This window comes from Nocardioides sp. S-1144, from assembly GCF_005954645.2.
GTDB lineage: Bacteria > Actinomycetota > Actinomycetes > Propionibacteriales > Nocardioidaceae > Nocardioides > Nocardioides dongxiaopingii.
In genome coordinates this window covers 1909936-1929306 of sequence record NZ_CP040695.2, presented here as the reverse complement: position 1 = coordinate 1929306, position 19371 = coordinate 1909936, and the positions used below count along the sequence as shown (strand labels likewise).

19 protein-coding genes and 1 pseudogene are annotated in these 19371 nt (G+C 74.1%); 9 read left to right on the top strand and 11 right to left on the bottom strand.

Annotated features, from left to right (window positions below; translation table 11 throughout):
* Window positions 1-25: 25 nt before the first annotated feature.
* Window positions 26-727, bottom strand: a pseudogene (locus tag FE634_RS09080) (EamA family transporter); the annotation flags it as partial.
* Window positions 728-877: 150 nt separating this feature from the next.
* Here FE634_RS09080 and FE634_RS09075 point away from each other — a divergent pair.
* Complete coding sequence (locus tag FE634_RS09075; RefSeq protein WP_138875696.1) at window positions 878-1780, top strand: LysR family transcriptional regulator; 903 nt, start codon at window positions 878-880, stop codon at window positions 1778-1780.
* 15 nt (window positions 1781-1795) lie between these two features.
* On the opposite strand, the gene FE634_RS09070 is transcribed toward FE634_RS09075, so the two are convergent.
* Complete coding sequence (locus tag FE634_RS09070) at window positions 1796-3169, bottom strand: MFS transporter (RefSeq protein WP_187366867.1); 1374 nt, start codon at window positions 3167-3169, stop codon at window positions 1796-1798.
* Window positions 3170-3190: 21 nt separating this feature from the next.
* Between FE634_RS09070 and FE634_RS20995 the strand changes: the two genes are divergently transcribed.
* Window positions 3191-3535 (top strand): winged helix-turn-helix transcriptional regulator, encoded by a 345-nt coding sequence (locus FE634_RS20995; RefSeq protein WP_187366866.1) that lies wholly within the window; start codon window positions 3191-3193, stop codon window positions 3533-3535.
* Here FE634_RS20995 and FE634_RS09065 read toward each other — a convergent pair.
* Both FE634_RS09065 and FE634_RS09060 read right to left on the bottom strand, forming a co-directional pair.
* A complete protein-coding gene (locus tag FE634_RS09065) occupies window positions 3522-4283 on the bottom strand; it encodes an EI24 domain-containing protein (RefSeq protein WP_187366865.1) in 762 nt (253 codons plus the stop codon). The genes FE634_RS20995 and FE634_RS09065 overlap by 14 nt on opposite strands.
* 21 nt (window positions 4284-4304) lie before the next feature.
* On the bottom strand, window positions 4305-5255 hold the full coding sequence (locus tag FE634_RS09060; RefSeq protein ID WP_137292064.1) for a tetratricopeptide repeat protein: 951 nt from the start codon (window positions 5253-5255) through the stop codon (window positions 4305-4307).
* 83 nt (window positions 5256-5338) lie between these two features.
* Between FE634_RS09060 and FE634_RS09055 the strand changes: the two genes are divergently transcribed.
* Window positions 5339-6616, top strand: coding sequence for an endonuclease/exonuclease/phosphatase family protein (locus tag FE634_RS09055; protein WP_138875693.1), 1278 nt, complete (start codon window positions 5339-5341; stop codon window positions 6614-6616).
* Window positions 6617-6640: 24 nt separating this feature from the next.
* On the opposite strand, the gene meaB is transcribed toward FE634_RS09055, so the two are convergent.
* Together meaB and FE634_RS09045 are read right to left on the bottom strand one after the other, a co-directional pair.
* The gene (meaB, locus tag FE634_RS09050) at window positions 6641-7621 is read right to left on the bottom strand and encodes a methylmalonyl Co-A mutase-associated GTPase MeaB (protein ID WP_138875692.1); all 981 of its coding nucleotides are present in this window, start codon (window positions 7619-7621) and stop codon (window positions 6641-6643) included.
* Window positions 7605-8795 carry an acetyl-CoA C-acetyltransferase gene (locus tag FE634_RS09045; RefSeq protein WP_138875691.1) on the bottom strand — a complete coding sequence of 397 codons (1191 nt, stop codon included), beginning with the start codon at window positions 8793-8795 and terminating at the stop codon, window positions 7605-7607. Before FE634_RS09045 ends, meaB begins: the two co-directional genes overlap by 17 nt.
* A gap of 128 nt (window positions 8796-8923) precedes the next feature.
* Between FE634_RS09045 and mce the strand changes: the two genes are divergently transcribed.
* From mce to FE634_RS09025, 4 genes are all read left to right on the top strand, one after another.
* Window positions 8924-9370 carry a methylmalonyl-CoA epimerase gene (gene mce, locus FE634_RS09040; protein WP_137292068.1) on the top strand — a complete coding sequence of 149 codons (447 nt, stop codon included), beginning with the start codon at window positions 8924-8926 and terminating at the stop codon, window positions 9368-9370.
* Between the two features lie 96 nt (window positions 9371-9466).
* Window positions 9467-10816, top strand: a complete 1350-nt coding sequence (ccrA, locus tag FE634_RS09035; RefSeq protein WP_148240526.1) for a crotonyl-CoA carboxylase/reductase — start codon at window positions 9467-9469, stop codon at window positions 10814-10816.
* A 166-nt stretch (window positions 10817-10982) separates the two neighbouring features.
* Window positions 10983-12263, top strand: a complete 1281-nt coding sequence (locus FE634_RS09030) for a coiled-coil domain-containing protein (RefSeq protein ID WP_138875690.1) — start codon at window positions 10983-10985, stop codon at window positions 12261-12263.
* Entirely contained in the window at window positions 12260-13450 is a 1191-nt protein-coding gene (locus tag FE634_RS09025) for an AI-2E family transporter (protein ID WP_138875689.1), read from the top strand. The genes FE634_RS09030 and FE634_RS09025 overlap by 4 nt, the downstream gene beginning before the upstream one ends.
* Here FE634_RS09025 and FE634_RS09020 read toward each other — a convergent pair.
* A complete protein-coding gene (locus tag FE634_RS09020; RefSeq protein WP_138875688.1) occupies window positions 13410-14447 on the bottom strand; it encodes an EamA family transporter in 1038 nt (345 codons plus the stop codon). The two genes, FE634_RS09025 and FE634_RS09020, sit on opposite strands and share 41 nt — an antisense overlap.
* A gap of 39 nt (window positions 14448-14486) precedes the next feature.
* On the opposite strand from FE634_RS09020, the gene FE634_RS09015 reads away from it, so the two are divergent.
* Together FE634_RS09015 and FE634_RS09010 are read left to right on the top strand one after the other, a co-directional pair.
* On the top strand, window positions 14487-15023 hold the full coding sequence (locus tag FE634_RS09015) for a CGNR zinc finger domain-containing protein (RefSeq protein WP_138875687.1): 537 nt from the start codon (window positions 14487-14489) through the stop codon (window positions 15021-15023).
* Between the two features lie 89 nt (window positions 15024-15112).
* Window positions 15113-15406 (top strand): hypothetical protein, encoded by a 294-nt coding sequence (locus tag FE634_RS09010; RefSeq protein WP_138875686.1) that lies wholly within the window; start codon window positions 15113-15115, stop codon window positions 15404-15406.
* A 4-nt stretch (window positions 15407-15410) separates the two neighbouring features.
* On the opposite strand, the gene FE634_RS09005 is transcribed toward FE634_RS09010, so the two are convergent.
* The 4 genes from FE634_RS09005 to FE634_RS08990 all read right to left on the bottom strand — a co-directional run bounded on the left by FE634_RS09005 (window position 15411) and on the right by FE634_RS08990 (window position 19367).
* Window positions 15411-16187 carry an endo alpha-1,4 polygalactosaminidase gene (locus tag FE634_RS09005; protein ID WP_138875685.1) on the bottom strand — a complete coding sequence of 259 codons (777 nt, stop codon included), beginning with the start codon at window positions 16185-16187 and terminating at the stop codon, window positions 15411-15413.
* A gap of 9 nt (window positions 16188-16196) precedes the next feature.
* Window positions 16197-16874: a GNAT family N-acetyltransferase gene (locus tag FE634_RS09000; protein ID WP_138875684.1), complete on the bottom strand. Its 678-nt coding sequence runs from the start codon at window positions 16872-16874 to the stop codon at window positions 16197-16199.
* Window positions 16874-18694: a 3-hydroxyacyl-CoA dehydrogenase family protein gene (locus FE634_RS08995; protein ID WP_138875683.1), complete on the bottom strand. Its 1821-nt coding sequence runs from the start codon at window positions 18692-18694 to the stop codon at window positions 16874-16876. The genes FE634_RS09000 and FE634_RS08995 overlap by 1 nt, the downstream gene beginning before the upstream one ends.
* Before the next feature lie 124 nt (window positions 18695-18818).
* The gene (locus FE634_RS08990; protein ID WP_187366864.1) at window positions 18819-19367 is read right to left on the bottom strand and encodes a GNAT family N-acetyltransferase; all 549 of its coding nucleotides are present in this window, start codon (window positions 19365-19367) and stop codon (window positions 18819-18821) included.
* Window positions 19368-19371: the final 4 nt, after the last annotated feature.

Genomic DNA, 19371 nt, shown 5'->3' with positions numbered 1-19371 from the left:
CGCCCCCGACCTCGGCGCCGTTGGGGCGCTGCCCGAGCAGCAGGGCGGCCGAGGCCATCGCGACCACCGGGGCGAGCAGCACCCACGGCACCACCGCGGCCGAGGGGTTGCGCGAGAGCAGGGTGTTGAAGATCCCGTAGCCGACCAGCGAGGCCAGGCCGGAGGTGTACAAGGTCGAGAGCCCGGCCTCCCACCCGAACGCCGCGAGCCCGTCGGCGACCGCCGCCGGCCCGTCGACCAGCAGCGACAGCGCCAGCAGCGGCACCGGGACGACGAGCGCCGACCACACGGTGAGCGCGAGCCCGCCGCGCGCGCCGGAGGCCCGGGAGACGACGTTCCCGACACCCCACGACAGCGCACCGAGCAGGCACAGCGCGAGCGCCAGCACCGGCACCTGCCCGCCGCGCCCGAGCGCGACCACCACCAGTCCTGCCGACCCGACGAGCACGCCGAGCGCCTGGGCCGCCGTGGGTCGCTCACGGAGCACGCCGGCCGCGATGACGACGGTGAAGATCACCTGCGCCTGGAGCACGAGCGCGGCGAGCCCGGGCGGCATGCCGGCGTCCATCGCGACGTAGAGGAAGCCGAACTGGCCCAGCGACATGAACACCCCGACGGCGGCGAGCGTGCGCCACGGCAGGTCGGGGCGCGGGAGGAGGAACACGGCCGGCAGCAGGACCACGACGAAGCGGATCGCCACGAAGAGCAGCGGCGGGACGCCGTCCATGCCCCAGTCGATGACGACGAAGTTGAAGCCCCAGATCGTCGCGACGAGGGCGGCGAGGAGCGAGTCACGGCGGTTCACACCGCCATCCTCGTGCGCCCGACGATGAAGCACCAGCGAACGATTCTGCACCTGACTCGGTAGGGTCGCTGCATGATCGACCTCGACGCCCTCCGCTCGCTGCGCGCCGTCGACACCCACGGCTCGGTGGTGGGCGCGGCCGACGCCCTCGGCTTCACCCCGAGCGCGGTCTCCCAGCAGGTCAAGCGGCTGGAGCGACAGACCGGCGTCGCCCTGCTGGAGCGCGTCGGCCGCGGCGTGATGCTCACCGGCCACGGCCGGCACCTCGTGGAGGCCGGGGGCCGGCTGCTCGCCGACCTCGAGGAGGTCGAGGCCGGGCTGCACCGCCGGGCCGACCGGGTGTCGGGCCACGTGCGGCTGGCGGCCTTCTCGACCGCGATGCGTGGACTGGTCGCACCGGTCGCGCGCCGCGTGCTCGACGAGCACCCCGACCTGCGGCTCACCCTCGTCGAGCGCGAGCCGTGGGACACCGTCGACCTCGTCGCCACCGGCGAGCTCGAGCTCGGGCTGGTCCACACCTGGGGCGACGTGCCCCTCGAGATCCCCGACCACCTGGTGCGCACCTCGGTCGCCGCCGACGAGGCCGACGTCGTCGTGCACCGTGACCACCCCCTGGCCGGTCGCGGCCGCGTGACCCCGCACGACCTGGTCGACGAGGGCTGGATCGCCACCCCCGACGGCACGATCTGCCGGCAGTGGCTCAGCCGGATGTACGACGGCACCGGCCGTCGTCCGCGGATCGCGCACGAGTCCATGGAGTTCGACTCCCACCTCGCGATGGTCCGCGCCGGCCTCGGCATCGCGCTGGTGCCGCGCCTGGGCCGCGCGCCGCTCGGCGACGCGCTGGTCGCGGTCGGCGCGCACGACCCGGCGCCCACCCGCGACGTCGTCGCGGTGCACCGCCGCACGATGAGCGACTCCCCCGCCGTCGCCGTGCTGCTGGACGCGCTGACCGACCGGGGTCGCGCGGGCTGACCGGTCGCGCGGCCCTCAGTCGCGCCGCCCCGGCCGTCCGACGACGGCGACGAGCATCGCGCCGGTCGCACTCACGGCGGCACAGGCCAGCACCACGACGTTCCAGCCGTCGACGACGGTGTCACCGGCGTGGGTGGCCAGGGTCACGAGGAGCGTGATGCCGATCGCGGCGCCGAGGTAGCGGGCGGTGTTGTTGGCGCCGCTGCCCATCGCGGTGCGGTCGGGCGGGACGCTGGCCACCGCCTCGCGGCCGAGCACCGCGTTGAGGAACCCGGTGCTGACGCCGGTGGCCGCCATCACCACCGCGAGCCGCCACAGGCCCGACCCCTCGTCGAGGCCCAGGCCGGTGAGCTGGCCGAGGGCCACGAGGAGGAGCAGCACGGCGATGCCGCGGGGGCCGGCGAAGCTCCACGGCAGCCGGCGCAGCGACAGGGAGGCCACGACGCTCACGCCGGACCAGAGGGCGGCGAGCAGGCTCGCGGCCCAGACCCCCGCGCCGAGGCCCACCTGGGCCACGGTGGGGGTGAGGGACGCGAGCCCGATCATGCTGACTCCCAGGCAGAGCGAGCCGAGGGTCGCCGCCACGAAGGCCGGGCGGCGCAGCAGCGCCGGGTCCACGAGCGGCTCCCGGACCCGTGGCTCGACGACGACCAGCGCCGCCAGACAGGCCAGCGCGGCGACCGCCAGCGCCACGGTGGGCCGGTCGACGCCGTCGCGGCCCTGGGTCAGTGCGCTCACCACGAGGGTCAGCAGCGCGACCAGCAGCACCAGACCCGGCCCGTCGACGCGGCGCGGGTGCTCGGCGCGCGAGGTGCCGAGCCGGGAGGAGAGGGCCAGCAGGGCGACGGCGGCCGCGGCGGTGACGGCGTAGGTCTCGCGCCACCCGGAGCCGACCTCGCCGACCGCCGCGGCCAGGACGGACCCGACGGCGATGCCGAGCCCGACGCTCGCGCCCCACAGCGAGGTGGCCCGCAGCCGCTCGGGCCCGGGCGGGTGGTGCGCGGCGAGCAGGGACAGCCCGCACGCCAGGATCGCGGCCCCGCCGACGCCCTGGACGACGCGGCCCGCCACCAGGACCGCGGGCGAGCCGGCGACCGCGCACGCCACCGCCCCGCCTGCGAGCAGCAGCAGCCCCACGTCGTAGGTGGCGCGGCGGCCGTAGCGGTCCCCGAGGACGCCGCTGGCCAGCAGCGCCGCGGCCAGCCCGACGCTCATCGAGCTGAGGATCCACGCCCGGGCCCCGGCGCCGGCGTCGAGGTCGGGCGCCGTGACCGGGAGCGAGACGATCGGCGTGACGTAGGCGACGAGCACCAGCACCGTCCCGAGGGCGACGGGCAGGACCGGGCGGGCGCCGACGTCGGCGCGTGTCGGTTTGATATTCAAACTCACCCGCGGCAGGCTAGCAGCACCATGACGAAGATCGTGCTCACCGACCTCCCGGGCCGCCCGTGCCCGGCCGCCGCGGCGCTCGAGCTGGTCGGGGAGCGCTGGTCGCTGCTCGTCGTCCGCGAGCTCTCCCTCGGGGTCACCCGGTTCGGCGACATCGTCCGCGGGACCGGCGCCCCGCGCGACCGGGTCGCGGCGCGCCTGCGCTCGCTCGAGGACGCCGGCGTCGTCGTCCGGGAGGCCTACCAGGACTCCCCCACGCGGTGGGACTACCGACTGAGCCCGGCCGGGCGGGACCTGGTGCCGGTCGTCGAGGCGCTCCTGGTGTGGGGACGCCGCCACGCGGTCGCCCCGGCTACCCCTGCTTGACCACCGGGTACGGCAGCGCCGGGACGTCGTCGAGGATCTCGCGGGCCAGCACGGTCGCGCCGGCGACCGCGACCGGCATCACCAGCACGCCACCGAGCGGCACGAGGAAGCAGGCCTGCGTGACGACGCCGAAGCCGAGCACGGAGCGCCGGTAGGGGTGCAGGAGCTGCTTCTGCGCGGCGGCGTCCATCCCCCGGGCCTCCAGCGCCCGGCTGACCAGCTCGCGGGCCAGCATCCGGCCCGACAGCGTCAGGCCCAGGACGATGCCGAGCACCGGCCCGATGACCGGGATGAACCCGCTGAGCAGCACCAGCACCGAGAACGAGAGGCCGACGGCGGCGAGCTTGAGCCCGTCGAGCGCCGAGCGCCAGAAGCCGAGGCCGTCACCCAGCGGCACCGGGCCGATCATGTCCTCGGTGGCGCGCCAGATCCGCTCGTAGAACGGGTCGCCGACGGTGAGGGTGAGGCCGGTGAACGTGGCGGTCCACAGCAGCACCGAGGCGACGACGATCACGACCGCGAGCAGGACGCGCAGCAGCGAGCGCACCGGCTCGACCCACCCGTCGGCGAACGGCGTCAGCCACGCCGCGAGCCCGCCGACGTTGAGGAGCAGCACGACGAACGCGGCCCCGAGCAGGCAGAAGACGAGGAGCGCCGGCACCATGCCGAGCAGCAGCAGCCGCGGGCGGGTGCGCAGCAGCCGCCACCCCCGCCCGAGGCACTGGGCGCCGTAGCCGAAGTCGCGCACCACCGCCATCGTCCCGTGACCTCAGAAGAGGGCGGAGGCGAGCCGCTGACGAGCCTGCAGGACCGTGGCGTCGTCGTTGCCGACGGCGGCGAAGAGGCCGATCAGGTGCTCGCGGGCCCGGTCGCGCTCCTTGCCGGCCGTGACGCGGACGAGCTCCACGAGCCGCCCGAAGGCCTCCACCGGTCGGCCCTCGGCGAGGTCGACGTCGGCGGCCAGGGTCTGGGCGTCGACGTCGGCCGGGGCGGCGTCGGCCGCGGCCCGCACGGCGACCGGGTCGACGTCGTGGGTGCGCTGCAGCACCTTCGCCATCGCCAGCCCGGCGACCGCCTCGGCGTCGGCCGGGTTGGCCGAGACGAGCTTCTGGTACTCCGCGACGGCGGTGTCGACGTCGTCGCGCGCCAGGGCCTCCTCGGCCGCGGCGTAGCGCGGGTCGGCGGCCGGCTCCTCGCCGTCCTCGGCGGGCGCGGCGCCGCTCAGCGGCTGGTGCCGGGCGGTCATGCCCTGCGAGGTCAGCTGCTGCATGACCTGGGTGAGCGCGGTGCGCAGCTCGTCGATCGGGACGACGTCCTGGAACAGCGGCGCGGGGCGCCCGTCGAGGACGGCGACCACGAGCGGGATCGACTGCACCTGCATGGCCTGCGCGATCTGCGGCGAGACGTCGACGTCGACGAGCCCGGCCAGGAACCGGCCCTCGAACTCGGCCGAGAGGGTGACGAGGTCGTCGGCGAGCTGGCCGCTCTCGGGCATCCGTCCGCGCGAGAACAGCACCAGCAGGACCGGCGCCGTCATCGACGTCTCGAGGACCTGCTGGAAGTTCTCGGCCGTCACCGACACGGCGTAGGACGACGGACCGGCCGGCGCGCCACCGGCGGGTGCGCCCGCCGGCGCGCCCGCGCCGGGGGGCGGGGTGGCCGGACGCTTGAGTGCGGAGAGGTCGATCGCGCCTCGACGGGTGAAGGGCTGCTGCGTCATGGCGCAATCCTAGGAGTGCTCGCCCGCGAACCTTCACCCGCCGTTCGCCCGTCGGCGGCTGCCGCCGTGGCAGGGTGACCGGCATGACGACGCTTTCTCGGGCGCGACTGATCGCCCTGCCCTCCCTGCTCCTCCTCACCTCCGGCCTCGTGGCCACCGCCACCCCGCCGGCCACCGCCGGTCCCGGGCACCACGGCGGGCACCACGGCGGGCACCACGGCGGGCCCGGCGGGCACCACGGCGGCGGCCCGCACGGGCACGCGGGGAGGACCGTGCGGTTCCAGACGTTCAACGCCTCCCTCAACCGCGCCACCGCGGGCGAGCTCGTGCGCGACCTGTCGACCCGCGACGACGTCCAGGCGGCGACGGTGGCCGAGGTCGTGCAGCGCACCCGCCCCGACGTGCTGCTGCTCAACGAGTTCGACCACGTCGCCGACGGCTCGGCGGTCGACCTGTTCCGCCGCAACTACCTGGAGGTCGGCCAGCAGGGCGCCCGCCCGATCCACTACCGCTACTCCTACCTCGCGCCGTCCAACACCGGGGTGCCGAGCGGCTTCGACCTCGACGGCAACGGCACCGTCGGCGGCGGCAACGACGCGTTCGGCTTCGGCGACTTCGAGGGCCAGTACGGCATGGTCGTGCTCAGCAGGTACCCGATCGACCAGCGCCGGGTGCGGACCTTCCAGGAGTTCCGCTGGCAGGACATGCCCGGCAACCTGATCCCGACCGACTTCTACTCCCCCGAGGAGCAGGCCGTCCTGCGGCTGTCGAGCAAGTCGCACTGGGACGTGCCGATCAGGATCGGTGGCGACACGGCGCACTTCCTGACCTCGCACCCGACGCCGCCGACCTTCGACGGCCCCGAGGACCGCAACGGCCGGCGCAACCACGACGAGATCCGGTTCTGGGCCGACTACGTCTCGGGCGCCCGCTACGTCTACGACGACCGCGGGCGTCGCGGCGGCCTGGCCCGCGGCGCGTCGTTCGTGATCGCCGGCGACCAGAACGCCGACCCGCTCGACGGTGACTCCGTCGCGGCCGCCATCGACCAGCTGCTCGACCACCGCGCCGTCCGCGACCCGCTGCCGACCTCGGCCGGCGGCCCCGAGGCGGCCGCCCGGCAGGGCGGGGCCAACACGACCCACCGCGGCGACCCGGCGCTCGACACCGCTGACTTCAGCGACTCCCCCGCCCCGGGCAACCTGCGCGCCGACTACGTGCTGCCCTCGCGCGACCTGCGGGTCCGTGGCGCCGGCGTCTTCTGGCCGACGCCGTCGGACCCGCTGTCGCGGCTCACCGGCGAGTACCCGTTCCCGTCGTCGGACCACCGCGCGGTGTGGGTGGACCTGCGGGTGCGCTGAGGCCCCAGGTCGTCGGGGGGCGGGTCAGGGCTCGGGCTGGAGCAGCCGGTCGGCGGCGGCGTAGGGGTCGGACTCCCCGGCGGCCACCGCGGCCGCCAGCCGGCCGAGCTCGGCGTGCCCGCCGACGTCGGCCCACCTCCGGCGCAGCGCGGCCACGGCGATCGCCTCGACCTCCGCGCGGGCCCGGCGCTCGCGGCGGCGGGTGAGCTCGCCGGAAGCCAGCGACCACGCCCGGTGCTCGGCGAGTGCCTCCACGACCCCTCCGACGCCCTCGCCGGTCTGGGCGACGGTCGTCAGGACCGGCGGCGCCCAGGCGTCGTCCCGCCGGTCCGCGAGCCTCAGCGTCGAGCGCAGGTCGCGGGCGACCTGGGCCGCGCCGTCGCGGTCGGCCTTGTTCACGACGTAGACGTCACCGACCTCGAGGATCCCGGCCTTGGCGGCCTGGATGCCGTCGCCCATCCCGGGCGCGAGCAGCACGAGCGTGGTGTCGGCGAGCCCGGCCACCTCGACCTCGCTCTGCCCGACCCCGACCGTCTCCACCAGGACGACGTCGAAGCCGGCCGCGTCGAGCACCCGGATCGCCTGCGGGGTCGACCACGACAGCCCGCCCAGGTGGCCACGCGCGGCCATCGAGCGGATGAAGACGCCCGGGTCGAGGGCGTGGTCGCCCATCCGGATCCGGTCGCCCAGCAGCGCGCCGCCGGAGAACGGCGAGGACGGGTCGACGGCGAGCACGCCGACACTCCGGTCGTCGTCCCGCAGCGCGCGGACCAGGGCGTTGGTCGACGTCGACTTGCCGACGCCGGGCGCTCCGGTGACGCCGACGACCTGGGCCCGGCCGGTGTGCGGGGCCAGGGCCGCGGTCACCTCGCGCAGGCTCGGCGAGCCGTCCTCGACGAGGGAGATCAGCCGCGCGACCGCCCGGGCCTCACCGGCGCGGGCCCGCGCGACGAGGTCGGGGACGTCGGGTCCCCGACCTCCACGACCCTCAGCCCTTCGGGACACGGACGATCAGGGCGTCGCCCTGGCCGCCACCACCGCAGAGCGCCGCGGCACCGACGCCGCCACCGCGGCGCTTGAGCTCCAGCGCCAGGTGCAGGACCACGCGGGCGCCGGACATGCCGACCGGGTGGCCCAGGGCGATCGCCCCGCCGTTGACGTTGACCTTCTCGTCGGGCAGGCCGAGCTCGCGGGCCGAGGAGATGCCGACGGCGGCGAAGGCCTCGTTGAACTCGACGAGGTCGAGGTCGGTGGGCTCGATGCCCTCCTTGCGGCAGGCCAGCGCCGTGGCGTTGGCCGGCTGCAGCTGCAGGGAGGAGTCGGGGCCGGCGACCATGCCGTGGGCGCCGATCTCGGCCAGCCACTCGAGCCCGAGCTCCTCGGCCTTGGCCCGGCTCATCACGACCACCGCGGCGGCGCCGTCGGAGATCTGCGAGGACGAGCCGGCCGTGACGGTGCCGCTCTTGGAGAACGCCGGGCGCAGGCCGGCCAGCGACTCGGCGGTCGTGTCGCCGCGCACGCCCTCGTCCTGGCTGACGACGACCGGCTCGCCCCTGCGCTGCGGGATCGACACCGGGACGACCTCGTCGTCGAAGACGCCGTTCTTCCAGGCGGCCGCGGCCTTCTGGTGCGACAGCGCCGCGAAGTGGTCCTGCTCCTCGCGGGTCAGGTTGGCGCCGGCGGCGTTGACCTCCTCGGTCAGCAGGCCCATCGCCTGCTGGGTGACCTGGTCGAAGAGCGCGTCGTAGGCCATCGAGTCCACGAGCTTGGTGTCGCCGAACTTGGTGCCCTCGCGCGAGCCCATGAGGAGGTGCGGCGCGTTGGTCATCGACTCCATGCCGCCGGCGACGACGATCTCGCACTCGCCGGCGCGGATGAGCTGGTCGGCCATCGCGATCGCGTTGAGGCCCGACAGGCACACCTTGTTGATGGTGATCGACGGGACGCCCATCGGCACGCCGCCCGCGACGGCGGCCTCGCGCGCCGGGTTCTGCCCGGCACCGGCGAGGATGACCTGGCCCATGACCACGTAGTCGACCTGGTCGCCGGAGACACCGGCCTTCTCGAGCGCGCCCGCGATGGCCACGCCACCGAGGTCGGTCGCCTTGAGGGACTTCAGGCCGCCGAGCAGGCGGCCGATCGGCGTACGCGCACCGGCGACGATGACGGATCCGGACATGGGTGTGCCTCCGCAGTACTGGTGGATGGTCCCGCCCAGGTTACCGATCATTCACCTGACCAGCCACGGGTGTCCGTCGCCCTCCGTGAGGCGAGGATCACACCGACCCCGGGCCGCGGGGCAGCACAATGACGGCCATGACGCTCCAGATCCCCGACCACCTCTTCACCGCCATCGACCACGTCGGGATGGCCGTCCCCGACCTCGACGAGGCGATCGCGTTCTACCGCGACACCCTCGGCATGCGCCTGGCCCACCAGGAGACCAACGAGGAGCAGGGCGTGCGGGAGGCGATGATGGCCGTCGGCGACTCCGGCTCCCACGTGCAGCTGCTGGCCCCGATCGACGAGACGTCGACGATCGCCACGTTCATCGGGCGCAACGGCCCGGGCTGCCAGCAGGTCGCCTACCGGGTCACCGACGTCGAGCAGGTCAGCGCCGTCCTGCGCGAGCGCGGCCTGCGCCTGCTCTACGACGCCCCGCGGCGCGGGACCAGCGACTCGCGCATCAACTTCGTGCACCCCAAGGACGCCGGCGGCGTCCTGGTCGAGCTGGTGGAGCCCGCCGCCCCGTGAGGAACGCGGCGGCGTGACGTCCGGCACATGCCGCCGCCCGACCGGTTACCCACCGGTATCTTGCGCGGAACCCCTCGACGGCAGGAGACCCACCTCATGCAGCAGATCCTCGACGCCATCACGGCCGGGCAGGCCGGAGACGCCACCAGCGAGGACTTCGCGAGCCTCCCGCTCCCGGAGGCCTACCGCGCGGTCACCGTCCACAAGGACGACGTCGACATGTTCGAGGGCCTCGAGGCCCGCGACAAGGACCCCCGCAAGTCGCTCCACGTCGAGGACGTCGCCCTGCCGGAGCTCGGCCCGGGCGAGGCCTACGTCGCGGTGATGGCCTCGGCGATCAACTACAACACCGTGTGGACCTCGATCTTCGAGCCGGTCTCGACGTTCGGCTTCCTCGAGCGCTACGGGCGGCTCTCGGAGCTGACCCGCCGCCACGACCTGCCCTACCACGTGGTCGGCTCCGACCTGGCCGGCGTCGTGCTGCGCACCGGGCCCGGCGTGACCCGGTGGAGGCCCGGCACCGAGGTCGTCGCCCACTGCCTGTCGGTCGAGCTCGAGGACTCCGACGGCCACGACGACACGATGCTCGACCCGCAGCAGCGGATCTGGGGTTTCGAGACCAACTTCGGCGGGCTGGCGACGATCGCGCTGGTCAAGTCCAACCAGCTGATGCCCAAGCCCGCGCACCTCACCTGGGAGGAGGCCGCCTCCCCCGGCCTGGTCAACTCCACCGCCTACCGCCAGCTCGTGTCCAGGAACGGCGGCAACATGAAGCAGGGCGACAACGTCCTGGTCTGGGGCGCGTCCGGCGGACTGGGCGGCTTCGCGACGCAGTACGCGCTCAACGGCGGTGCCGTCCCGGTCTGCGTGGTCTCGAACGAGGAGAAGGCCGCCATCGCCCGCTCGATGGGCGCGGAGCTGATCATCAACCGCTCCGAGGAGGGTTACCGGTTCTGGAACGACGAGGGCACCGCCCAGGACCCGCGCGAGTGGAAGCGCTTCGGCGCCCGGATCCGCGAGCTGACCGGCGGCGAGGACATCGACATCGTCTTCGAGCACCCGGGCCGCGAGACCTTCGGCGCCTCGGTCTACGTGACCCGCAAGGGCGGCACCATCACCACCTGCGCGTCGACGTCGGGCTACATGCACGAGTACGACAACCGCTACCTGTGGATGAACCTCAAGCGGATCATCTCCAGCCACTTCGCCAACTACCGCGAGTCGTGGGAGGCCAACCGGCTCATCGCCAAGGGCATGATCCACCCGACGCTCTCGAGGACCTACGCGCTGGCCGACGTCGGCCAGGCCGCGCTCGACGTCCACCACAACCTCCACCAGGGCAAGGTCGGCGTCCTGTGCCTGGCCCCCGAGGAGGGGCTCGGCGTCCGCGACCACGAGCTGCGTGAGAAGCACCTCACCGCGATCAACCGGTTCCGCGGCGTGTAGCCACCGCGCGGCCACGCGCGGCACCGCTCGGGGCCGTGCGGCGCCGGAGCCGAAAGTTCATCGTCCGACGCGCGCGGGCGGGGTGGGATCGGGGCGCCCGATCAGCGATCATGGGTCCGGGACGCCTTCCCCCCATCCCACCCCGACGCGAGCGAGGTCACACTTCATGAACGACCAGGGCCTGTCCATCTTCGACGAGGAGCCCGAGGACAACGACACCCCCCAGGCGACCACCGGTGCGCCGCGGGCGAAGTCGACCCCGGCCGATCCCGACGGGCAGCGCACCCAGGTGATCCCGACGGCCGGCTCGACCCCGAAGCCGCCGTCGAACCCGCGGACGCCGCCGGCCCGGGCGCCCCAGCCCGCGCCGTCGCGCCCCGTGCTGCCCCCGGCCGCGGCACCCGCGGCGGCGTCGGCCTCGGGCACCGACCCGTTCCCGGTGGTGCGCCGCAACGGCTACGACCGCGCCGTCGTCGACGCGCGGGTCCGCCAGCTCAGCAGCGAGAAGGCCGGGCTCAGCGCCACCCTCTCCGACACCGAGCAGCGCGTCGCCGCCCTGCAGGAGCAGCTCGACGCCGCCCAGCAGGAGCTCGACGAGCAGAAGTCGCCGTCCTACGCCGGCCTCGGCGGCCGCGCCAGCACGATGCTGCGCCTGGCCGAGGAGGAGGCCGACGAGATCCGCGAGGTCGCCCAGCGCGACGCCGGCGACATCCGCGCCCAGGCCGACCGCGACGCGAAGGCCATCCGGTCCGACGCCCTGCGCGAGATCGAGGACATGAAGGTCGTCCAGCTGCGCGAGCTCGACGAGACCCGCGCCCGCCTGGCCGCCGACGCCGAGCAGGAGCGCACCCTGGCCCGGGCCGAGGCTGCCGACATCCTCGCCTCCGCCAGGCGCGAGGCCGACCAGGTCCGCCTGGCTGCCCAGCAGGAGACCAGCGAGATGCGCACCGGCGCCACCCGCGAGGTCGAGCAGGCCCGCGCCGCGGCCGACCGCGAGGTCCAGGAGGCCCGTCGCACGCTGGCGGTGGAGAAGGAGCGGCTGGCCCGCGAGGCCACCGACCACCACAACACCGCGGTCGCCGAGACCAAGCGGCTGGTCGCCGAGGCCGAGCAGCGCGCGGACGCCGCCGAGCTGCGGGCCGCCGAGGCCACCAAGCAGGCCAGCGAGCACCGCACCGCCGCCGCGGCCGAGGCCGAGGGCGCCCTGCAGCGGGCCCGCCGCGAGGCCGAGCAGATCGTGGCCGCCGCACGCCAGAAGGCCGAGTCGATCCAGACCAGCAGCGACGACGCCGCCCAGCGCGAGATCGCCGCCACCCGCGCCGAGCTCGGCCGCCTGGTCAAGCGCCGCGACTCGATCACCGCCCAGCTGGCCTCGCTGCGCGACGTCGTCGCGGGCTTCGCCGACGACTCGGCCGACGCGGGCGACGCCGGCGGGGACGGCCGTTGACGCCACGCGACCCCGATCCGGAGGCCGCCGCCGAGGCGGCCGACCGGGCCGAGGACGCGGCGGAGCGCGCTGAGGCCTCCGCCACCCAGGCCGAGGACGTCGCGGCTGCCGTGGTCGCCGTCGTCGACGACGACGACTTCGGTCAGTCCGGCGAGCCGTTCGAGAAGCGCAACCCGTTCTACCTGGGCTTCGTCGGCGCGCTCGGCGCGCTGCTGGCCTGGTTCCTGTTCGAGGCGATCGTCGGCATCGGCTCGGTGCTCATGCTCGTCGTGGTCGCCCTCTTCCTCGCCGCCGGCCTGAACCCGTCGGTGGAGCTGCTCGAGCGCCGCGGCCTGCGCCGCTCGTGGGCGTGCACGGCCGTCATCGTCGCCGCGCTCGGCGCCGTGGCCCTCTTCGTCGTGGCGATCGTCCCGGTCATCACCGACCAGGTCACCAAGCTCACCGACAACGTGCCCGGCTGGCTCGACCAGCTGCAGGCGAACAGGAAGATCCAGGAGCTCGACGACGAGTACGACATCATCTCGAAGATCCAGGACTACGTCGCCAACGGCGACTTCGTCAGCGGGCTCTTCGGCGGCGCGCTCGGCTTCGGGCTGCGCATCCTCTCGGCGCTGTTCAACGCCTTCATCGTCGTCGTGCTCACGCTCTACTTCCTGGCCTCCCTCGAGACCACCAAGAACGCGATGTACCGCCTCGCGCCGGCCTCGCGCCGCGACCGGGTGACCCGGCTCGGCGACCGGGTGATCCGCAACATCGGCGGCTACGTCTCGGGCGCGTTCATCGTGGCGCTGTGCGCCGGGCTGTCCTCGCTGGTGTTCCTGTTCGTCGTCGGCCTCGGTGAGTACGCCGTGGCGCTCGCCTTCGTGGTCGCGCTGCTCGACGTCATCCCGATGATCGGCGCCACGATCGGCGCCGTCGTCGTGGTCGCGATCGCGTTCGCGACCGACGTGAACACCGGCATCGTCTGCATCGTCTTCTACGTGGTCTACCAGCAGGTCGAGAACTACGTGATCTACCCGCGGGTGATGAAGAAGTCGGTCGACGTGCCGGGCGCGGTCACCGTGATCGCCGCCCTCGTGGGCGCCGCGCTGCTCGGCGTCGTCGGCGCGCTGCTGGCGATCCCGACGGCGGCCGCCCTCCTGCTCATCATGCGCGAGGTCGTCGTGAAGCGGCAGGACACGCGGTAACGGTCGGGTCCGGCAGCGGGGCGGGCAGCGGCTCCGGGACCGCGTCGCCGACCGGCATCCCGCGCTCGCCCAGCTTGACCCCGAGGACGCCGAGCAGGATCAGCGCGCCGCCGAGCAGCTGCACCAGGGCCGGGAGCTGGTCGAGCAGCAGCCAGGCCCACAGCACGCCGGCGACGACCTCGCTGAGGGCGACGAACGACGCGAGCCTCGACCCGAGCACCCGGCTGGCCGCGATGCCGGTGACGTAGGCGACGGCGGCGGTCACGAGGCCGAGCAGCACCAGCGGCACCCACCAGGCGACCGTGGTGCCGGCGTAGGAGACGTCGGCGGTCTCGGCGCGCACCGGCATCAGCCCGACGAGGCCGAGCAGGCCGAGGGCGGCCGCGCCGACGACCAGGCCACCGGCCGCGAGCGAGAGCGGCGGCAGCCCGGTGGAGTCGTCGCCGTTGACGATGAAGTAGGTCGCGCACCCGACCATCGCGCCGAGCGCCCACAGGACGCCGACGGCGCTCAGCCCGGCGCCCGAGAACAGGTCGAGCACGAGCACCAGCCCCAGCGCGCAGACCGCGGCGCCGCCGAGGGTCACCGGGCCGGGCCGCTCACCGTGACGCAGCCAGAACCAGACCACGACCGCCGCGGGCGCGGTGTACTCGATGAGCAGGGCCGGGCCGACCTCCATGTGCTGGACCGCCGCGAAGTAGCAGAACTGCGCGCCGGCGACGGCCAGGACGCCGTACAGCGCGATGAGGCGGGCGTTGCGGCGCACCAGCGACCACCGTCCCTGCAGGGCGCGCACGCCGAACGGCACCACCACCAGCGCACCCACCGCGATCCGGACCAGCACCACCGACCCCGGCGTCCACCCGGCGTCGAGCAGCGGACGCGCGAGCGCCCCGGAGAGTCCGAACGCCACGGCCGAGGTCAGCGCCAGCACGAAGCCGGCGGGGGTGGCCACCCGGCGGGTCGGAGCGGTGGTGTCATTGGCCAAGGTGCTCATGACTCATGACAGTAGGGACCCGTTTGGTAATCTGTCAACATGGTTTTCGCTCATGACGTCGAGCTGTCGCTGCAGTCCGCGGTCGTCCTCGCCAACAGCGCGCTCGACCCCGTCACCATCTCCACGGTCGAGGAGCTGAGCGACTTCTACCGCAAGCACCACTTCAGCGGTCGCCACGACCGGGACGCCGCCGAGCGGGACGCCGTCCTGGCGCTGCGCGCGGAGTTCCGCACCCTGCTCACCGCCAGCCGCGAGGACGCCGTCGGGCTCGTGAACCGGATGCTCGCCGAGGAGCAGGCGCTGCCCCAGCTGATGCGGCACGACGAGTTCGACTGGCACCTGCACGCGGTGTCGCCCGACGCCCCGTGGGCGACCCGGTTCCGGGTCGAGCTCGCGATGGCGATGATCGACGTCATCCGCGGCGACGAGATGTCGCGGCTCGGCGTCTGCGGCGACGACGAGTGCGAGGGCGTCGTCCTCGACCTGTCCCGCAACCGGTCGCGACGGTTCTGCTCGACGACGTGCGGCAACCGCAACGCCGTCGCCGCCTACCGGGCGCGGCAGGCCGGCGCCTGAGCCGGAGGGACCTACCTCACGGGCCGGGGCGGGAGTGTCAGCACCGGGGTGTCGGTGGCGCCCCGTAGGGTCGGACCCGTGATCCGACGATGAGCAAGACCGACGAGCTGCGCGCGATGCGCGAGGCCAAGTACGCACGATCGGCCGCCGCCCGCGGCGCCACGAGGGCGACGCCCTCCCCCACGACCCCGGCCGCCAAGGCCCCGGTCGCGCCCCCGGCCGCCAAGGCGGCCAAGGCCGCGGCTGCTCTCGCTGCCGCCCCCGACACCGGCGCCGACACCGGGGCCGCCGCCGACGAGGCGCTGTGCGGACACCGCAACATGGGCGGGCGCACCTGCACCCGCGAGCAGGGCCACGCGGCGAAGAGCCACCGCTACTCCTGAGCGATCAGCAGTAGCGCGCCCGGTGGCCCGGGCGCAGCGCCAGGTCGCGCAGCACGATCGCGTGGGTGGCGCCGTGGTCGGCGCACGCGCGACGGAAGTCGACGCGCCGGTACTCCACCATCAGCACCTGCGTGCCGAAGTCCTCGACGTAGCGACCGCACTCCCGGTACTGCGCGCACGACTCGCTGACGGCGAAGTCGAAGCCGATCCGGGTGCCGTCGTACCCGGCGAGGTTCTTCTGCCCGGCCGCGAGGCCGGCGGCGTGCGTGCGGCGCACCAGCAGCCTGGCGAACGCCGTGGCGTCGCGTCGCGACAGCTCACCGCGGCTGCGGGTGAAGGAGTCCAGGTTGTCGAACTCGACGGCCTGGAAGCCGTCGCGCGCGCAGCCGTCGACCCAGCGGCCCACGATCGCGGCGAGCCGACGCCGCTTGGCGGGCGTGGCGATGTCGAGCAGCCACTCCCCCCAGTTCTCGTCGACGACCGGGCGACCGTCCTGCTTCAGCACCAGGTTCCACCGCTGGCGCCAGAACCGCTTCGCGTCGGGCTGGGTCTGGAAGCCGTTGACGTAGCAGACGTTGTAGCGGTCGGGGTCGGCCGCGGCGGTGCGGTCGCGGACGACGATGCCGACGTGCGCCGGCCGGTCGACCGGGCCGCCGAGCTGGTAGTCGACGTCGGTGCCGGTCGGCAGCGGCGTGACGTCGGCGGCGTGGGCCGGCAGGGCCGTGAGCCCGAGCACGAGGCCGAGGACGGCGGCGGTCAGGGCGAGGAGGGGACGGTGCACCCGCGAAGCCTACGGAGGTCCGTCCGCGCCGGCGAAGGAGGTCATCCGCGCCGCGACCCGCCAGCCGAGGGCGGCGTAGAGCGCCTGTCCCTCGACGGAGGCCGCGAGCACGGCACGACGGGCCCCGTGGGCGTGCGCCCAGCCCTGCAGCGCCCCCATCACCGCGCCGCCGAGCCCGCGGCGGCGGTGGGTCTCGGCCGTCCACACCCGGTCGGCCACCGCGGTCGGCGTCGCCGGCGGTCCGGTCAGCGCGACCCAGCCGACCGCCGTCACCGCCTCGTGCTCAAGGACGACGGCCCGGGCCCGGTCCCCGTGCTCCTCGACGACGACGCGGCTGCCGCTCCCCGACGGTGCGGCCGGGGCCAGGTCGAGCGTCATCAGCACCTCGTCGTCGACCTGCACCCGGACGCCGTCCGGCGGGTCGGGCGCCCACTGCCCGGCGGTCAGGACCGTGACCCAGACGTCGGTGGTCCCGACGAGACGGCGCAGCGTCGCCTCGAGCAGGGCCGGAGCCGGCTCGGCGACCACGACCTCGAGGCGCCGTCCCCCGCTGGCGATCTCGATCTCCGCGACCCCGTCGTGCCGCAGCACCGGCAGCTGCCGCGCGACGGCGTAACCGTCGAGCCAGGCGTCGACGAGGTCGCCCAGCCCCGGGTGCCCCGGGTGCCCCGCGGGATCGTGGTCCATCAGCGCCGCGAGTGGTCGCGGAAGCCACGCCTGGTCTTGCGGCCCAGGTAGCCGGCCGTGACCAGGTGCTCGAGCAGCGGCGCCGGCGCGAAGCCCGGCTCGCGGAACTCCTGGTAGAGCTCGCGCTGGATGGCCAGCGACACGTCGTTGCCGACGACGTCGAGCAGCTCGAAGGGCCCCATCGGCAGCGCGCAGCCCTGCTTCATCGCCAGGTCGATGTCGTCGGCGGTGGCGTAGTGCGCCTCCAGCATCTTGACGGCGTCGTTGAGGTAGGGGAACAGCAGCGCGTTGACGATGAAGCCGGCCCGGTCACCGCAGGAGACCGCCACCTTGCCCACCCGCGCGCACAGCGCCCGGGTGGTCTCGGTGACGTCGTCGTCGGTGGACACCGTGGAGACCACCTCCACGAGTCGCATCACCGTGGCCGGGTTGAAGAAGTGCATGCCGACGACGTCCTGCGCGCGGCGGGTGGCCGAGGCAAGCGCGATGATCGGCAGCGAGGACGTCGTGGTCGCCAGGATGGCCCCCTCCTTGCAGATCTCGTCGAGGTTCTCGAACAGCGTCGTCTTGATCGCGAGGTCCTCCGCGATCGCCTCGACGACCAGGTCGACGTCGGCCAGGTCCTCCAGCGACGTGGTGCCTGCGACCCGGGCGAGCACCTCGGCCTTGGTCTCCTCGGTGGCCCGGCCGCGCTGGACCTGCTTGTCGAGGCTCCGGGTGATCGTGGCCACCACCCCGGCGACCTTGTCGGCGCTGCGCCCGACGCAGCGGACGTCGTACCCGGCGCGGGCGAAGACCTCGACGATCCCCGCCGCCATCGTGCCGGTCCCGACGACCCCGACCAGCCGGACGTCGTGGCGCAGCTGCGGGGCGTCGTCGTCGGAGGGCGTCCGGTCGTCGGGGACCACGACGGGGCTGTCGGGTCCCTCGTAGGTGTAGAAGCCCCGACCGGTCTTGCGACCGAGCAGCCCGGCGGTGACCATCTGCTTGAGGACCGGGGTGGGCGCGTGCAGCCGGTCGCGGCCCTGGCGGTACATCGTCTCGAGGATCTCGTAGGCGGTGTCGAGGCCGATCAGGTCGAGCAGGGCGAGCGGGCCCATCGGGTAGCCGCAGCCGAAGCGCATGGCGGCGTCGATGTCCTCGCGGCTGGCGTAGCGCCCCTCGTACATCGACGCGGCGTGGTTGAGGTAGCCGAAGAGCAGGGTGTTGGCGATGAACCCCGCCTTGTCGCCGCAGACCACCGGGCTCTTGCCGAGCGAGGCCAGCAGCGCCTGGACGTCGGTGAGGACGTCGGGCTCGGTGACGACGGTCCGCACCACCTCCACCAGGTCCTGCACCGGCGCGGGGTTGAAGAAGTGCACGCCGACCACCCGGCCCGGCCCGGACGTCGCCGAGGACAGCTCGGTGACCGACAGCGACGAGGTGTTCGTCGCCAGCACGGCGTCCGGCGAGACGATGCCGTCGAGCTCGCGGAAGATCGCCTTCTTGACCTCCATCGACTCCACGACCGCCTCCACCACCAGGCCGGCGTCGGCGAGGTCGGCCAGCGCGGTGGTGAACGTGATCCGGCCCAACAGCTCGGCCTGCTCGGCCTCGGTCATCTTCTCGCGCCGCACCGCGCGGCCGGTCGAGTGCTCGAGGTGCTGGCGGCCGCGCTCGACGGCCTCGTCGTTCAGCTCGACGCCGACCACGGCGTGGCCGTTGCGGGCGAAGACCTCGGCGATCCCGGCGCCCATGGTGCCGAGGCCGACGACCCCGATCGTGGTGAACGTGCGGGACTGACTACCTGCTGCGGGCGCTGCCGGGCTCATCGAGGTCATGGCACCGCATCATGACACGGTGTCACGGGCACCGGACCCGATGTTCACCCGTCGGTAACTTCGGCCCACCCCGCTGACCCGTCAGTGATCACTGACGGGTCGGCGCGTCGGGCACGCTGACCCGTCAGTGATCACTGACGGGTCGGCGCGTGGGGCGGGACAGGGTGGCCTGCATGACCACGCGGACGCCGGCGTCGTCGAGTCCCAGCGCCTGCTCGTGGGCGCGCAGGTCGCGCTGGAACGGCTCCAGGTCGCTCACCTCGGTGAAGCCGAGCGCGGCGTAGAACGGGCCGTTCCAGGGGACGTCGCGGTAGGTGCACAGCGACATCACGCCGTAGCCGGCCCACCGGGCCTCCTCCATCGCCTCGCGCACCAGCCGGGCCCCGATCCCCCGCCGCCCGTACGCCGGCAGGACCGAGACCTGCTCGAGGTGGGCGTGCAGGTCGTGCGGGACGACGTGCGCGAACCCCACGAGCCGCCGGTCGTCGACGGCCACCAGCAGGGTGCCGACGCCGTCGCGCTCGGCCCCGCTCGTCGCGCCGGCGCTCAGCGCGGGCACGCTGGCCAGCACGGCGGCGCCGAGGTGCTGCTCGAAGAGCGCGACGCCGGCGTCCTCGACCGCCGCGATCCGGCGCAGGTCGGAGGGTCGGGCCCGCCGGATCGAGATGTCCACGAGC

Bases quoted from the DNA above. Each gene is read 5' to 3' on its own strand.
- FE634_RS08995 (WP_138875683.1), bottom strand. From the start codon at position 18,694: ATGACCTCGATGAGCCCGGCAGCGCCCGCAGCAGGTAGTCAGTCCCGC.
- mce (WP_137292068.1), top strand. From the start codon at position 8,924: ATGACGGCCATGACGCTCCAGATCCCCGACCACCTCTTCACCGCCATC.
- FE634_RS20995 (WP_187366866.1), top strand. From the start codon at position 3,191: ATGACGAAGATCGTGCTCACCGACCTCCCGGGCCGCCCGTGCCCGGCC.
- ccrA (WP_148240526.1), top strand. From the start codon at position 9,467: ATGCAGCAGATCCTCGACGCCATCACGGCCGGGCAGGCCGGAGACGCC.
- FE634_RS09020 (WP_138875688.1), bottom strand. From the start codon at position 14,447: ATGAGCACCTTGGCCAATGACACCACCGCTCCGACCCGCCGGGTGGCC.
- FE634_RS09000 (WP_138875684.1), bottom strand. From the start codon at position 16,874: ATGGACCACGATCCCGCGGGGCACCCGGGGCACCCGGGGCTGGGCGAC.
- FE634_RS09015 (WP_138875687.1), top strand. From the start codon at position 14,487: ATGGTTTTCGCTCATGACGTCGAGCTGTCGCTGCAGTCCGCGGTCGTC.
- FE634_RS09030 (WP_138875690.1), top strand. From the start codon at position 10,983: ATGAACGACCAGGGCCTGTCCATCTTCGACGAGGAGCCCGAGGACAAC.
- FE634_RS09060 (WP_137292064.1), bottom strand. From the start codon at position 5,255: ATGACGCAGCAGCCCTTCACCCGTCGAGGCGCGATCGACCTCTCCGCA.
- FE634_RS09045 (WP_138875691.1), bottom strand. From the start codon at position 8,795: ATGTCCGGATCCGTCATCGTCGCCGGTGCGCGTACGCCGATCGGCCGC.
- FE634_RS09010 (WP_138875686.1), top strand. From the start codon at position 15,113: ATGAGCAAGACCGACGAGCTGCGCGCGATGCGCGAGGCCAAGTACGCA.
- FE634_RS09055 (WP_138875693.1), top strand. From the start codon at position 5,339: ATGACGACGCTTTCTCGGGCGCGACTGATCGCCCTGCCCTCCCTGCTC.
- FE634_RS09075 (WP_138875696.1), top strand. From the start codon at position 878: ATGATCGACCTCGACGCCCTCCGCTCGCTGCGCGCCGTCGACACCCAC.